The organism is Albidovulum marisflavi, assembly GCF_025751435.1.
Classification (GTDB): Bacteria; Pseudomonadota; Alphaproteobacteria; order Rhodobacterales; family Rhodobacteraceae; genus Albidovulum; species Albidovulum marisflavi.
The window spans coordinates 234,899-248,271 of sequence record NZ_JAOWKY010000004.1; the positions used below are offsets into that span (position 1 = coordinate 234,899).

Annotated in this window: 16 protein-coding genes; 8 read left to right on the forward strand and 8 right to left on the reverse strand. The window is 63.2% G+C overall.

Annotated elements, in window-relative coordinates:
- Positions 1-31: 31 nt before the first annotated feature.
- Positions 32-409, forward strand: coding sequence for a nuclear transport factor 2 family protein (locus tag OEW28_RS15075; RefSeq protein ID WP_263735619.1), 378 nt, complete (start codon positions 32-34; stop codon positions 407-409).
- Here the strand turns inward: OEW28_RS15075 and OEW28_RS15080 are convergent.
- Genes OEW28_RS15080 through OEW28_RS15095 form a run of 4 tightly spaced genes read right to left on the reverse strand, consistent with a single transcriptional unit; the run spans position 381 to position 4,336 of the window.
- The gene (locus tag OEW28_RS15080) at positions 381-1,685 is read right to left on the reverse strand and encodes an HlyC/CorC family transporter (RefSeq protein ID WP_263735620.1); all 1,305 of its coding nucleotides are present in this window, start codon (positions 1,683-1,685) and stop codon (positions 381-383) included. The two genes, OEW28_RS15075 and OEW28_RS15080, sit on opposite strands and share 29 nt — an antisense overlap.
- Positions 1,686-1,733: 48 nt before the next feature.
- Positions 1,734-2,660 carry a site-specific tyrosine recombinase XerD gene (locus OEW28_RS15085; RefSeq protein WP_263735621.1) on the reverse strand — a complete coding sequence of 309 codons (927 nt, stop codon included), beginning with the start codon at positions 2,658-2,660 and terminating at the stop codon, positions 1,734-1,736.
- A gap of 4 nt (positions 2,661-2,664) precedes the next feature.
- Positions 2,665-4,212 (reverse strand): hypothetical protein, encoded by a 1,548-nt coding sequence (locus OEW28_RS15090; protein ID WP_263735622.1) that lies wholly within the window; start codon positions 4,210-4,212, stop codon positions 2,665-2,667.
- Entirely contained in the window at positions 4,199-4,336 is a 138-nt protein-coding gene (locus tag OEW28_RS15095; protein ID WP_263735623.1) for a hypothetical protein, read from the reverse strand. The genes OEW28_RS15090 and OEW28_RS15095 overlap by 14 nt, the downstream gene beginning before the upstream one ends.
- 153 nt (positions 4,337-4,489) lie before the next feature.
- Here OEW28_RS15095 and OEW28_RS15100 point away from each other — a divergent pair, with 153 nt between their 5' ends.
- Positions 4,490-5,035, forward strand: a complete 546-nt coding sequence (locus OEW28_RS15100; protein WP_263735624.1) for a shikimate kinase — start codon at positions 4,490-4,492, stop codon at positions 5,033-5,035.
- 3 nt (positions 5,036-5,038) lie between these two features.
- Positions 5,039-6,148, forward strand: coding sequence for a 3-dehydroquinate synthase (aroB, locus tag OEW28_RS15105; RefSeq protein ID WP_263735625.1), 1,110 nt, complete (start codon positions 5,039-5,041; stop codon positions 6,146-6,148).
- Positions 6,149-6,151: 3 nt separating this feature from the next.
- Here aroB and OEW28_RS15110 read toward each other — a convergent pair whose 3' ends face one another.
- Both OEW28_RS15110 and ssb read right to left on the reverse strand, forming a co-directional pair.
- Entirely contained in the window at positions 6,152-6,481 is a 330-nt protein-coding gene (locus OEW28_RS15110) for a phasin family protein (RefSeq protein ID WP_263735626.1), read from the reverse strand.
- Between the two features lie 117 nt (positions 6,482-6,598).
- On the reverse strand, positions 6,599-7,102 hold the full coding sequence (gene ssb, locus OEW28_RS15115) for a single-stranded DNA-binding protein (RefSeq protein WP_263735627.1): 504 nt from the start codon (positions 7,100-7,102) through the stop codon (positions 6,599-6,601).
- A 227-nt stretch (positions 7,103-7,329) separates the two neighbouring features.
- Here ssb and OEW28_RS15120 point away from each other — a divergent pair, with 227 nt between their 5' ends.
- From OEW28_RS15120 to OEW28_RS15135, 4 genes are all read left to right on the forward strand, one after another.
- The gene (locus tag OEW28_RS15120) at positions 7,330-7,578 is read left to right on the forward strand and encodes a PepSY domain-containing protein (RefSeq protein WP_263735628.1); all 249 of its coding nucleotides are present in this window, start codon (positions 7,330-7,332) and stop codon (positions 7,576-7,578) included.
- A 129-nt stretch (positions 7,579-7,707) separates the two neighbouring features.
- On the forward strand, positions 7,708-8,226 hold the full coding sequence (locus OEW28_RS15125; RefSeq protein WP_263735629.1) for a cytochrome b/b6 domain-containing protein: 519 nt from the start codon (positions 7,708-7,710) through the stop codon (positions 8,224-8,226).
- A gap of 51 nt (positions 8,227-8,277) precedes the next feature.
- The gene (locus OEW28_RS15130) at positions 8,278-8,814 is read left to right on the forward strand and encodes a helix-turn-helix transcriptional regulator (RefSeq protein ID WP_263735630.1); all 537 of its coding nucleotides are present in this window, start codon (positions 8,278-8,280) and stop codon (positions 8,812-8,814) included.
- Positions 8,815-8,854: 40 nt separating this feature from the next.
- Positions 8,855-9,454 carry a lytic transglycosylase domain-containing protein gene (locus tag OEW28_RS15135; RefSeq protein ID WP_263735631.1) on the forward strand — a complete coding sequence of 200 codons (600 nt, stop codon included), beginning with the start codon at positions 8,855-8,857 and terminating at the stop codon, positions 9,452-9,454.
- Positions 9,455-9,503: 49 nt separating this feature from the next.
- Here OEW28_RS15135 and OEW28_RS15140 read toward each other — a convergent pair whose 3' ends face one another.
- Together OEW28_RS15140 and OEW28_RS15145 are read right to left on the reverse strand one after the other, a co-directional pair.
- On the reverse strand, positions 9,504-9,785 hold the full coding sequence (locus OEW28_RS15140) for a putative quinol monooxygenase (RefSeq protein ID WP_263735632.1): 282 nt from the start codon (positions 9,783-9,785) through the stop codon (positions 9,504-9,506).
- Between the two features lie 128 nt (positions 9,786-9,913).
- On the reverse strand, positions 9,914-12,376 hold the full coding sequence (locus OEW28_RS15145) for a penicillin acylase family protein (protein WP_263735633.1): 2,463 nt from the start codon (positions 12,374-12,376) through the stop codon (positions 9,914-9,916).
- Between the two features lie 90 nt (positions 12,377-12,466).
- Between OEW28_RS15145 and OEW28_RS15150 the strand changes: the two genes are divergently transcribed.
- Positions 12,467-13,339: an NAD(P)-dependent oxidoreductase gene (locus OEW28_RS15150; protein ID WP_263735634.1), complete on the forward strand. Its 873-nt coding sequence runs from the start codon at positions 12,467-12,469 to the stop codon at positions 13,337-13,339.
- Positions 13,340-13,373 lie beyond the last annotated feature (34 nt).

Consider the following 13,373-nt stretch of genomic DNA (forward strand, 5'->3'; position numbering starts at 1 on the left):
CGACGTTTTCCCGATCAGGAGGATGGATGCGATGGACGAGGAAGGTGAACTTTGGCGGCTTGAGGAGTCCTTCTGGCTTGGCGGGGCACAGACGTTTCGCAGCTCGATGGCGGACGGTGCGATCATGGTCTTTCCCTATCCCGCGGGGATCTTGCAGGGGGACAGGATCACAGATGGCATAGGCTCGGCCCCGCGCTGGCGGTCCGTGCTGATGAGGGACCGAACCGCAAGCATCAGGGGCAATGTCGCCGTTCTGGCGTACCGTGCTGAAGCCGAACGCGAAAGCGAACCGCTTCGCGAAATGCTGTGCGCCTCAACCTATATCCGCGAAGAGGGCGGCTGGCGCCTCATGTCGCACCAGCAGACACCCGTCGACGCGTCTACAGCGGCCGGATCTTCAGACGGGTGATCCGGTTCTCCTTGCGGCTGATGACCTCGAAGCGGAAGCCATGGAAGGAAAACACTTGTCCCTCGGTCGGGATCATCTGCGCCTCGTGGATCACGAGGCCGGCGATGGTGTTGGCTTCCTCGTCGGGCAGAGACCAGTCGGTTGCGCGGTTCAGGTCGCGGATCGTCATTGCTCCGTCGACCACGATCTCTCCGTTCTCGGCTTGCTTGATCGGGTGTTCGGCGTCGATGTCGAATTCGTCCGCGATCTGACCCACGATTTCCTCAAGGATGTCCTCAAGCGTGATCAACCCGCGCAAGTCGCCATATTCGTCGACCACAAGCGCGAAATGGCTTCGCCGTTTCAGGAACTCACGCATCTGTTCGTCCAGGGGGGTCGTCTCGGGCACGAAATAGGGCTTCATCGCAACCGAAAGGATGTCCAGATCGCGAAGGGCGCTAAGCATTCCGTCGCTGCTGCGCAGGGCCTTGTCAACTGCGCGCAGCAGGTCCTTGGCGTGGATGACGCCAACCACGTTGTCGCGTTCGCCTCGGTAAAGCGGAAGGCGCGAATGCGGCGAGGCAAGGACCGTCGACAGGATCGCATCGGGCGCCGCGTCGAGGTCGATCATCTCGATCTTGGAGCGGTGGCGCATGACTTCTTCGACCGTGCGGTCAGACAGATCAAGCGCGCCAAGAAGCCGGTCCCTGTCCTCTTTCAGAACGGCGCCTTCCGAGTGGCCAAGTGCAAGCGCACCTGCGATTTCCTCGCGCAGGGACAAGATGTGGCTGTCGGGATCCGTCCGAACGCCGAAGATCATCAGGAACAGCCGCACGATCAGACGGACCAAGGTGACGATCGGCGACAGGACGATCACCACCAGCCGGATCGGGCGCGCGACAAGCGAGGCAGCGGATTCCGGGGTCGTGATTGCCCAGGTCTTGGGTAGCACTTCCGCGAAGATCAGAACCAGGGCGGTCATGACCAGCGTGGCCAACGCCACGCCGCTGTCTCCGAACAGCCGCGTAAGAAGCGCGGTGGCAAGCGAGGCCGACAGGATGTTGACCACGTTGTTCCCCAGAAGAACCGCGCCGATCAGCCGTTCGCTGTCCTCGGTCAACTGAAGCGCGACCTCGGCGCCCTTGCTGCCCCGGTCGACCTGCGCGCGCAGTTTACCGCGCGAGGCCGCCGTCAGTGCGGTTTCCGAGCCTGAAAAGAAGGCCGACAGCATGAGCAGCACGGCAATGGCGCCGGTGGTCAGCCAGAAGGCGGTATCGAAAGCGGTTGCGGTGTCCATGGTTTATCCTGTGTGGCCCGACCTTTATGGGGTGCGTGCCTGTGGCGTTCAAGCGTCACGCGCCAGAGGATGGTGTTCCAGCACCAAAGCCTTCAGACGCTCGTCAAGGACGTGGGTATAGATTTCGGTCGTCGACACGTCGGCGTGACCCAGCAGGGTTTGGATCACGCGCAGGTCCGCGCCCCCGGCCAGAAGATGGGTTGCGAAGGCATGGCGCAGTTTGTGAGGCGACACCCGCGCAGGCGACACGCCCGCGCGCACCGCGATGTCTTTCAGCAGCGCGTGAAAGGCCTGTCGGGTCAGGTGACCTTCGGCGCTGTCGGAAGGAAACAGAAAACGGGATGGAGGCGTGCGCCTTGACGTGCGGGCCTCTTCCTCGTCGGCATCCCGTTGCGCCAGCCAGGCAGTCAGCGCGGCGCGGGCCGGCGCGGAAAGCGGCACCATGCGTTCCTTTCCGCCCTTGCCGCGAACAAGCAGCATGCGTGGATCGCCGCGCGCCGCCGCGACCGGAAGCGACACGAGTTCGGTCACGCGCATTCCGGTGGCGTAAAGAATTTCGATCAGGCAGAGATTGCGAAGCCGGTCGGCCTCGGTCCGCCCGTGGTCAGGCGCGGCTTTCAGCAGCGCTTCGACCTCGTCGGTGCTCAGCGTGCCTGGAAGGCGATTGGCGCGGCCTGGGCCGGAAATGCGGATCGCCGGATTGTCGGATCTCCAACTCTCTTCGTAGCCGAAGCGGAAAAGCTGCCGGATCGCCGACAGCCGCCGCGCACGCGTGGCCCGTGAAAGCCCCTGTGCGTCGCAAGACACCAGGTAGGCTTCGATGTCTGCCTGCTGCGCGGTATCAAAGTCTTGCTTGCGATGCGCCAGCCAGTCCGCGAAATCCATCAGGTCGCGCCCATAGGCCAGAAGCGTGTTCCTGGCAGCGCCGTTTTCGGCTGCCTGCGCCTCGAGAAAGGCCGAGATGCGGCGTTCCATCCGATCAGCCCCGGCGTTCCAGCAGCATGAGTTCAAGCGACGCCCTGCGCGCGATTGCCTCAAGCCCGAGGTGTCGCAACAGATAAAGCCCGGCCGTCACGTCACGCAGATCGCCCCGCGCCCCGTCGGTGATATCGCCGATGGCCGTCAGGATCGCCTCACCCACACGGTTCTCGGACACAAGTGAGGCGTAGCTTTCCGTCAGACGCGCGCTGGATAGAAAGGCAGCCTTGATCGCGCCCGCGATCGGATCGGGCGGCGCGATGCCATCAAGGTTGCCGCGCGCAGTCCCGATCAGGAAAGGCTCGATCCCACCCAGAGAATCGCGTTCGCGGGCCACGCTTTCATAATCGGGTGACAACAGCCCGATGCGGAAGGCCAGGGCGCTGGCCGCTCCGCTGAGGGACAGGTCCTGTAGCGCGGCGCCGTAGATGGTTGCGAAGGGCACCTCCAGTTCGGTCCGCTCCATCTGCCGCCAGACCTCGGGAAGGGACAGGGCAACGGCGTTCGGGTCACCAGTGGACATGGCCGTGTCAAAGCGCTGGATCGCCTCAACACGGTCCCAGACCCCGCCCGAGGCCGCTGCCTGACGCTCGGTGTAAAGCCCCAGAAGCCGGTTCGGATCGATGGCGCCGGTTCGGGCCAGCCGCTCGCCCGCTTCAAGCCGTGTCTTCCAACCCGCGTTGTTGCGAAGGTCGGATTGCGCAAAGGCCACGGGAAGCGTGGTCGTCGACATCGGTTCCCCGATTGCCTCCATCAACCGCAGGACCAGCGGCGAGGGGCGAGAGGGGATCGGCAGCGGCGGCTCGCCCTCGAACAGTTCAGGGTCCAGGAACCGCGCCAGAAGCTCTGCCATTTCGGGCGTGACGTAGCCCAGGGCCTCACCCGTCCGAAGCGACAGCGCGGCCGCGTTCCAATCGCCGCCACGCGCAAGGCAGAACACGCGTGCGGGAAAGGTCGGGGCGATCTCGGGCGTTTCGCGCATGGCCTCACAGGCGCGGTCCTCTTGTCCCGTGAGCAGCGCGACGTCGAACCAGCGCCGAAACGGCTCTGGCGCCTGCAGCGCGGGGCCTTCGAGCATCGACAGAGCGGGTTCAAGCGCGCCCAGATCCAGAAGCCTGTCGATCCGCGCAAGATAGACAAGACCTCGCCCGTCGGAATCGGCGGGTGGGTCAAGTTCTGCCAGCAGAATCGAATAGAGAAGCGCCTGAATCGCGGGCAGGGTGTCGATGCGTTCCGCCCTGATCAGCCGCGCCAGATCCTCGCTGGCGCTGGTGCCCCACAAGTTGCGCGGCAAACCCGTCGTTTCGATCGGAAGGATGCCGATCGCATCGGGATTGGGTCCGCCGATGGTGGTCGTGATAATCTCGGCGGGCGCAGCCCCGGTTGCCACCGGTTTTTCGTCGGCCGGGGGCGTCGCGCGCGGGTTCTGCTGCGGCGTCTGAACGGTTCGTGACAACCAGTCTATTGCGGAAAGCGGTTCCTCCGCCATGGCGGAAACCGGAAGGATCAAGGCCAGCGCAGCCCCGATGAACGCCCTATCCGTCGACATTCAGTTCGACCGGCTCTTGCACTTCAACTCGGTCCGGGGACATGTCGCCCAGATAGGCATACCCCACGATGCCGACGAATCCGAGCACCACGAGCGTCGCCAGGAATTTCAGTATCCGTATCATCCGACCTGCCTTTGTTCTGCCTCTGACGCCCCGTGTCCGGGATCTTGTCGCGCGATTATATATGGCTTTTCCGGCGAGTTCACGCCATTGAAGGCACAAAGTTCGCTGAACGGGCGGCGGTTTGCCGCCTGCAGCGGAAGGACGGGCGGAAGAGTGACGACAAGACTGAAGAAAACCGTGGTGCTCGTGGGGATGATGGGTGCGGGCAAGACGGCGATCGGCACCGCGCTGGCGCGGGCCTTGGGTGTTCCCTTCGTCGATTCGGACGACGAGATCGAAAAGGCCGCCAACATGACCGTGGCGGAAATCTTCGCTCGTGACGGCGAACCCTTCTTTCGCCAGAAGGAAGCGCAGGTGCTTGAGCGGCTGCTGACGGGCGCGCCCTGCGTGCTGTCCACCGGCGGCGGGGCGTTTCTGTCGCCCGACAACCGGGCGGCGATCGCACGGTCTGGTGTGGCGGTCTGGCTCAAGGCTGACCTTGACCTTCTGTGGCAAAGGGTCCGGCACAAGAACACGCGGCCGCTCTTGCGGACCGAGAACCCGAGGGAAACCCTGCGGGGCTTGCTTGAGACGCGCACGCCCGCCTATTCGCAAGCCGAAGTGACGGTCGAGGCCAGGACCAACTATTCGGTTGAAGAGATGACGCAGAAGGTCGTTCAGGCGCTTCTCGAACACGGCGACATCCTGGAAAGGACCTGAGACATGACGATCGACACCGTGAGGGTGGATCTGGGCGCGCGCGCCTATGACGTGAGGATCGGACCGGGGCTTCTGTCGCGGGCGGGACAAGAAATCGCGCCGCTGCTCAAGCGCAGACGTGTCGCGGTGCTGACCGACGAAACCGTGGCCGGCCGTCATCTGGAGGGGCTGCGGCAAGGGCTTGGCGATATCGAGATGACGGCACTTGCGCTTCCCGCGGGCGAGTCGACCAAAGGCTGGCCCCAGTTTTCGCGCGCCGTCGACTGGCTGCTGGCCGAAAAGGTCGAGCGGCGCGACATCGTGATCGCGCTTGGCGGTGGGGTGATCGGCGACCTTGCAGGGTTCGCTGCGGCTGTTCTGCGGCGCGGCGTCCGCTTCGTCCAGATCCCGACCACACTGCTGTCGCAGGTCGACAGTTCGGTCGGCGGCAAGACCGGCATCAACTCGGTTCACGGCAAGAACCTGATCGGCGCTTTCCATCAGCCATCTCTTGTGCTTGCCGATATCGATGTACTGAATACACTACCTGCCCGTGATTTCCTTGCGGGCTATGGCGAGGTCGTCAAATACGGCCTTCTGGGCGATGCCGCATTCTTTGACTGGCTGGAGACCAACGCGCCCGCGATGGCCGCCGGCGACGCGGGCGCGCGCCAATATGCCGTTCGCCGATCTGTCGAGATGAAGGCCCGCATCGTCGAGCGTGACGAGACCGAGGAAGGTGATCGCGCGCTCCTGAACCTTGGGCACACTTTCTGCCACGCTCTTGAGTCCGCGACCGGTTATACCGGCCGCCTCCTTCACGGAGAGGGCGTGGCGATCGGCTGTGCGCTGGCGTTCGAGTTGTCGCAGCGCCTTGGCCTGTGTTCGCAAGAAGCGCCCAGCCGGGTGTGCGCGCATCTGAAGGCGATGGGCATGAAATGCGACCTGTCGGACATTCCGGGCGATCTGCCGGGTGCCGACGGGCTGCTTGCCCTCATGGCGCAGGACAAGAAAGTCGTGGACGGCAAGCTGCGCTTCATCCTGGCGCGCGGAGTCGGAGACGCCTTCGTCGCAAGCGACGTCGACACCGACACGGTGCGGGGCCTGCTAGAGGACGCGCTGTCGCGGCGCTAGGCCCTAATCGTCGACGGGTGGCAGCATCATGGACGCCAGGAAGGCGTTGGTGAGCTCGGTCATCCGACCGGCCTGCGCCGCATACTGATCGACTGCGGTTTGCAGGAAATCTTCCTGGATCTTGCGCAACTCAGCCGGGTCCTTGCAGTGCAAGATGGCCTGCTGCGTCTTCACGTCCTCATGGATGCGCGCCGACAGAAATTCCATGAACTCGGCCCCGATATCGCCCCAGCGTTCCACGGCCTCGTTGGAAAACCACGCTCCCGGGATTGTCGGAAACGCCCCGAGCCCCGCAGCCCCCTTGGCCCCGGGTGTCTTTGGCTTCGATGTCATCTGATGCCCCTGTTTCTACCCTTTGATCTGAAAAGAATAGCGCGCCCGGGAAGGGCGCGCCTTGATTCTAGTCAGAACCGGGGTATCGCTCGGCGAAATCCGCGCCGAGGAAGCTGATCAGAACGGGATTTCATCGTCCAGATCGGAACGGCTGCCGCCGCCACCGCCACTGCTGCCGCCGCCATAGCTGCCGCCGGAACCGCCGCCGTAACCACGATCAGAGCTGCCATAGCCGTCGTCGTTGCCGCCCTGGCTTCCGCCGCCGCCATCGCGACCATCCAGCAGGGTCAGTTCACCACGGTAGGGGCGCAGTACGATCTCGGTCGTGTAGCGGTCCTGGCCGGACTGATCCTGCCATTTGCGGGTTTCAAGCTGGCCCTCGATATAGACCTTGGACCCCTTGCGCAGATACTGCTCGGCGATCTTTGCCAGGGGCTCGGAAAAGATCGCGACCGAATGCCATTCGGTCCGCTCCTTGCGTTCGCCCGTGTTGCGATCACGCCAGTTTTCCGAAGTCGCGATGCGCAGGTTGCAGACCTTGCCGCCATTCGGGAAGGACCGCACTTCGGGGTCGCGCCCGAGGTTCCCGATAAGAATGACCTTGTTGACCGAGCCTGCCATGAAACGTCCTCCGAAAGATTCTGGTTACCAGACGGTATAGGCACCCGGATTCCGTTTCAAAAGAGCAAAAACCTGCAGGGCGTCGGCGCATTCCCGCCGTCAAACTTCGGTTGCAGAGGTGGTTTTGGCTGCCACTTCCAACTCTGGTTCAATTCCCGATGGACGTAAAGCCGGGCATCTGGGCGGCAGGGCACGGCGCGATGCCGGCCCGCTTACAGGAGAAGATCATGAAGAAACTTGTCGTAGCGACCTTCCTCGCCGCCACCGCCCTTTCGTTGCCCGCACACGCATCGGGCGAGATCGACGAGGCGACGCAAGCCAAGATCACCGAGCAGCTGACCGCCGAGGGATACGAAGTGCGCCGGATCGACACCGAGGACGGATACTTCGAAGTCTACGCACTCAAGGACGGCAAGAAGTACGAACTTTATCTCAACGACGCCTTTGAAGTCGTCAAATCGAAAAGCGACAGCTGATCGGCGGGGCAGGGGCGCCGCATCCGCGGTGCCCCGCTTGCCATGTGAAATCCGCGCGTGGGAACACGCGCCAATGGATCCGATGACGCGTTTGTCCTCGGCGTAACATCACCTCGGGAGAGCGGGGAAATGAGCAAGGTACGGGTTTGGGATCCTGTCGTCAGGGTCTTTCATTGGTCGATCGCAGGCGGCTTTGCCGCGAACGCCCTTTTCGACGACGCCGAAGGCAAGCTGCATGAATGGACCGGATACGCGATTCTTGCGCTGGTCTGTTTGCGTCTGATCTGGGGGCTGGTTGGAAGCAGGCATGCAAGATTTGCGGACTTCCCGCCATCGGTAGGTGCGGCGGTTGGCCAGCTTTCCGACATGGCTGCGGGGCGCAATCATGCCCATGTCGGCCACTCTCCGCTTGGTGCCTGGATGATCTACAATCTCCTCTTGTCGCTTATCGCGATCTGCGTCAGCGGATACATGATGACGACCGACGCCTTTTTCGGGGTTGGATGGGTTGAGGAACTGCACGAGATTCTGGTGACCTGGGCAGAGATTTCCGTAATTTTGCATATTGCTGGCGCGATCTATGAAAGCCGCAGGCTGGGGATCAACCTACCGAAGTCCATGGTGACCGGTTACAAGGAAATGCCCTGAGGGCTGGGGGACGGAATGTCAATCTTGCCGGCAAGGACCAGAACGATCAGCGTGGCTTTGATCGCGCTGATCGTGCTTCAGGGGTTCTGCGGGATATTCTTCCTCACGGATATCGCCGACGATATCATGGAGTATCAGCAGCCTGGTTTCAGCCTGGTGCACACCTCTCTGGAGCTGATCGCGAACCTGGCCCTGCTGGCAGGCGCGGCGGTGGAGGGGGTGTTTCTTGCCGGTCTCCTGCGGCGCCAGGCGCATGCCGAGCGCGCTTTGTCCGCAGCCTCTGGTGCGCTGCACGATCTGATGGAAAGCTACTTTCGCGACTGGGGACTGACGGCATCCGAGGCGGATGTAGCGGCCTTTACCATCAAGGGGTTTTCGATCGCCGAGGTTGCGCAGATGCGTGGTTCGGCCGAGGCGACGGTCAAGACACATCTCAACGCGATCTATCGGAAGGCCGGCGTGGCAGGCAGGTCGCAGCTTGTCAGCCTTTTGATCGAGGACCTGATGCGCGGAACCCTGCATACACAGCAATCCCCGCGCGTAGATGCCGCAACGAGCGGCGTGCAAAAATCTGGAATGAACGGTTAAAATCTGTATAGTCGCCGCCGGATGCAGGGATGAGGGACCAATGCGTCGATTGATGGCTGTTGCTTCGGCTGTTGTCGTGATTGCCTTGCCGGCCGCTGGCTTGGCGGAAGGTCTGACATTCTCGAACACCAAGAAAAGCTCTCGGACCGCGCTTTTCAAACAGCAGGCGATGCTGCTGGATACGCGTCTTGCCACGCAATATTCTGCCTCTGCCAAGGTTCTTCCCGCGGCCGTGGCGCCAAACGCGGTGACCATACCGGGCTACTCCGGACGCTACCGGGGGCTTTATCTGGAAACGGCCAAGGCCGCCGCGCAAAGGCACGGTGTGCCGGTCGATCTTTTCCTGCGGCTCGTGCAGCGTGAGTCCGGATGGAACCCGTCGGCCGTTTCACACAAGGGAGCGCGGGGGCTTGCGCAGTTGATGCCGGACACGGCCCGGAACCTGGGTGTGGATGCGTCGAACCCTGATCAGAACCTGGAAGGCGGCGCACGCTATCTTCGGATGATGTACGATCGGTTCGGGGATTGGCGCCTGGCGCTAGCCGCCTACAACGCCGGGCCCGAGGCGGTGGCCAAACACGGCGGCGTCCCACCCTATGCGGAAACGCAAGGCTATGTGAAAGGTATCCTGGGCAGCTGAGATTTGTCGCTGCGGGTTGCCGGCATCCGACATTTTGGCTTGGCGCCGCTCAGGCGCCCTCGATCCTGTAATCGCGGGGGATGCACCGTGTGGCGCGGCCCCAGATCGAACACTGCACCCTGACCTGATGCGCCTTGAAGGCCGCGCGGTCGCGAAAGACCTCCCGCACGGCAAAGCGCAAGGGATCGGCCATCGATCGGAAGACCTCGAAGCTCAGGCATCCGGGCTCGGCCCGCGTCAGCCGGATGTGGTCAGGCAAAAGATGCGACACGCGGTCGGCCTCTTCCAGCGATCGACAGACCAGGAACCCGGTCAGGATGACATTGGACACGGTGGGGGCCTTTGCAAAGGGTCGGGTCCTGCAGCCAGCGCGATCACTGCCTGCGACCTTATTGCGAAAGATTTCGCACCATTTCCACGAAAAACTGCCACTGAAGGGGCACTTTCCGGCCAATTGCGCTAGGGTTCGGGCGTAAGCCTCGTGATGCCCGTCGCAGCCGCGCGCGCGAGTTCCGGGTCAAGGGACATCGGTATATATTCCCCGCGCCGCCAAAGTTCAGACAGGTCATCGTAGTGACGGCTGAGAGGATGGCCCGATTGCCCCGTCGACAGGATGAAGACCGAACTGTCGGGATCGGCGAAATCGTAGACCCCCCGATAGCCTGCGCCATGCACGTTCAGATAGGGCTCCGGTTCCGTACCAGCGGTCCTGCCGCGCAGCAGCGTGTTGTCCCCGCCCGATGTCGACTGGCGAATGTTGACAAACCACTTCAGGATCGGGAGCTTGCCCAGCACCGAGTGGTCGTGTGTCGCCTGATGCGCCTCACCCCAGCGCCAGCTTTCGACACTGGAGCCGAAGCGCGCCGAAAGTTCCACCAAGGCGTCATCCAACGCCTGGCGCGCGATTTCATCGCAGGTTTCGACGGGCGCCGAACGCAGCACGTCGCACCAACGCCCGGCGCCATCGACGTCGCGGAAGACGCGCTCGATGAAAAGCGGCTCAAGGTGATTGAATTCATCGGCCAGCGGGCCAAGTTCATCGCGGATCAGGCGGAACTGAAGTGCGCGCATCCAGGCGGCATAGATCAATGGCTCTGGCAGATGCTCGTTCATCTCGCCATCCCAGTTGGCCAGCAGGTCCAGCGCCCTTTGCCGCATTCGTTCGGGCGTACCCTCTGGCGCGGCGTCGCCCGTGAACCAAAGGTTCGCCGCGACCAGCGGCAACAACGAGCGTGCCGCCGGGGAAGTCGTGTCAAGCTGGGCCGCCATGAAGCTTTCGCGGCTGTGCACTTCCCGTTCCTGCATGAGCCGCATCCAGCGCTGAACGCGTTGACTGTCGCCCCAGTAGTGGCTGACATTCTGCGGAAACGGGCGATCCACGATCTTGTTGTTCGTGTTGCCGACGATCCCGCCCTCGGGATTAACGAAGCGCGGGTTTTCGGAATAGGGGAAAAATCCCTGCCATCGGTTCTCTGCGATCCAGGCGGGCGAGGGCATGCGCCCCTGCGTCTGATGCGCGGGATCACGCTTGGGCATCCTGCCGATCAGCACGATCCCTACGCCGTCCGGACCCGCAAGCGTAAGGTTCTGGGACGGCGCCACATAATCACTGCCCGCCTCGATGGCCTCGGCCACGTTGGTCGCCCGCATGATGCGGATTGCCGCGCCGATCGAACGGTCTGCCGGATCAAGCGCGCTCCAGGACAGGGATGCGACATAGCCCTGCGGCGTTACCGAGCCAAGGTCGTAGTGCGACGCGGGAAGCACCGGGCCATTGTCCGTCCAGCGCAATGTCACGGTAACCGGCGCGGCATCCTTGATCGTGATGATCGCCTTCTTCGTCACAAACGGCTTCCAGCCCTCGGCCGTGCGATAACGCTCCGGGTCGCCGGGGTTCAGTTCCTCGATGTGTATGTCCTGATCATCGAGATAGGACGAGGTTATCCCCCAGCCCAGGACATCGTTTCGCCCTGTAAGGATAGCGGGGATGCCGGGAATGGTGCCGCCGATGACGCCGCGGGATCCAAGCTCAAGGTGCGCAAGATACCAGACGGTCGGCGCCGAGAAAGGCAGATGAGGATCATTCGCCAGAAGCGGCGCGCCTGCCGCAGACCGCGCCGCGGCTGCGGCCCAGGCATTCGACGCACCGGCGAACGCGCCACGCCGGAAGGGGGACAACGGGTCGGCCGGGGGAATGTCCAGCGCGGCATAGGATCGCGGAACGGTGGGAAAGAGGCTTGCGAAGGGGGGAAGGGCAGCCGTCCCCTGACCCGGCACCTCGGGCAGCAGGTCCCTGACCCAATCCTCGGACAAAAGCGACAGGCGCGCGGTCAGAATCTCTCGCTCGAGATGGCTCGAAACCTGCAGCGCCATCAGCTTGAGGATCGCGATCGAGTCTGCGGGTTGCCAGTAGGCGATCTCGTTGGAAAAAAGAAAGAACTCTGGTGCACCGCGACCCTTCGCTTCGGCGTTCACGACGCCGATCCATGCGTTGACGCCGTCCGCATAGGCTTTTAGCGCCGACAGCGTCTGTTCATCCTGCGCCGCGACCGACTGCGTCGCGATCCCGTAGAGATCCAGCCGCCGCATCAGCGTGTCCACCGCTAACGTGCGCTCTCCGAACAGTTCCGACAGCCGCCCCTGAACGGTGCGCCGCATCAAAGTCATTTGCCAAAGCCGGTCCTGCGCGTGGGCAAAGCCCAAGGCGAAGAACGTGTCCCTGTCGGTCGTCGCGAAGACATGGGGAACGTCGGCGGTGTCGCGGACGATTTCGACCGTCCCGTCCAGCCCCGCCAGGGCGAAGTCCTCGTTATAGTCGGGCAGTGAGCGGCTGGCGAAGTAATAGGCCAGCGACAGGCCCGCCACCACCAGGGCAACGACCAGGACGACGATACGCAAGAGCCATCTGAAGGCAGTGAACATCCGGACCTGCGACGCGGGCGGTTGACGAACATGGCAGGGCGGTTAACTAGGACAGAACCGGCCCGACCGCAATGACCAGAGGAGACAGACATGGCGAAGGTGGCATTTCTTGGCCTTGGAGTGATGGGTTTTCCCATGGCGGGGCATCTTCAGGCCAAAGGCCACTCGGTGACCGTCTACAACAGGACGCCCGCCAAGGCGGCCGCATGGGTCGAGCGGCACGGCGGAGCCGCGGCCGAAACCCCGGCCGAGGCGGCCAAGGTCGCGGACTTCGTGATGGCCTGCGTCGGTAACGACGATGACCTTCGCTCGGTGTGTCTTGGTGATGACGGGGCGTTCGCTGGCATGGCCAAGGGCGCGATCTTCGTCGATCACACCACGGTTTCCGCCGCCGTCACGCGCGAGCTTGCCGCCATCGCGGCCGAAGCGGGGCTGGGCTACGTTGACGCACCCGTTTCGGGTGGGCAGGCCGGCGCTGAAAACGGCGTTCTGTCGGTCATGTGTGGCGGGCGCGAGGATGACTATGCCCGTGCCGAGCCTGTCATCGCCGCCTATTCGCGCGTCTGCCGCAGGCTTGGCGAAACGGGCGCGGGCCAGCTGGCCAAGATGGTCAACCAGATTTGCATCGCCGGGCTCGTGCAGGGGCTGTCCGAAGGGCTTCACTTTGCGGAAAAGGCCGGGCTCGATATTCCCGACCTCGTGGATGTCATCAGCCAGGGTGCCGCTGGTAGCTGGCAGATGGTCAACCGTCACAAGACCATGGACGAGGGCAAATTCGACTACGGTTTCGCCGTGGACTGGATGCGCAAGGACCTTGGCATCTGCCTGCGCACGGGGGACGAGATCGGGGCGACCCTTCCCGTCACGGCGCTTGTGGATCAATTCTACAAGGACGTTCAAGGCATGGGTGGCGGCCGCTGGGACACGTCAAGCCTGATTGCCCGGCTCAGGAAGCTGGGCTGACCCCTTATCAACGGCCGTGAATGCAAAAGCGCGG

Bases quoted from the DNA above. Each gene is read 5' to 3' on its own strand.
- OEW28_RS15075 (WP_263735619.1), top strand. From the start codon at position 32: ATGGACGAGGAAGGTGAACTTTGGCGGCTTGAGGAGTCCTTCTGGCTT.
- OEW28_RS15080 (WP_263735620.1), bottom strand. From the start codon at position 1,685: ATGGACACCGCAACCGCTTTCGATACCGCCTTCTGGCTGACCACCGGC.
- OEW28_RS15085 (WP_263735621.1), bottom strand. From the start codon at position 2,660: ATGGAACGCCGCATCTCGGCCTTTCTCGAGGCGCAGGCAGCCGAAAAC.
- OEW28_RS15090 (WP_263735622.1), bottom strand. From the start codon at position 4,212: ATGTCGACGGATAGGGCGTTCATCGGGGCTGCGCTGGCCTTGATCCTT.
- OEW28_RS15095 (WP_263735623.1), bottom strand. From the start codon at position 4,336: ATGATACGGATACTGAAATTCCTGGCGACGCTCGTGGTGCTCGGATTC.
- aroB (WP_263735625.1), top strand. From the start codon at position 5,039: ATGACGATCGACACCGTGAGGGTGGATCTGGGCGCGCGCGCCTATGAC.
- OEW28_RS15110 (WP_263735626.1), bottom strand. From the start codon at position 6,481: ATGACATCGAAGCCAAAGACACCCGGGGCCAAGGGGGCTGCGGGGCTC.
- ssb (WP_263735627.1), bottom strand. From the start codon at position 7,102: ATGGCAGGCTCGGTCAACAAGGTCATTCTTATCGGGAACCTCGGGCGC.
- OEW28_RS15120 (WP_263735628.1), top strand. From the start codon at position 7,330: ATGAAGAAACTTGTCGTAGCGACCTTCCTCGCCGCCACCGCCCTTTCG.
- OEW28_RS15125 (WP_263735629.1), top strand. From the start codon at position 7,708: ATGAGCAAGGTACGGGTTTGGGATCCTGTCGTCAGGGTCTTTCATTGG.
- OEW28_RS15135 (WP_263735631.1), top strand. From the start codon at position 8,855: ATGCGTCGATTGATGGCTGTTGCTTCGGCTGTTGTCGTGATTGCCTTG.
- OEW28_RS15145 (WP_263735633.1), bottom strand. From the start codon at position 12,376: ATGTTCACTGCCTTCAGATGGCTCTTGCGTATCGTCGTCCTGGTCGTT.
- OEW28_RS15150 (WP_263735634.1), top strand. From the start codon at position 12,467: ATGGCGAAGGTGGCATTTCTTGGCCTTGGAGTGATGGGTTTTCCCATG.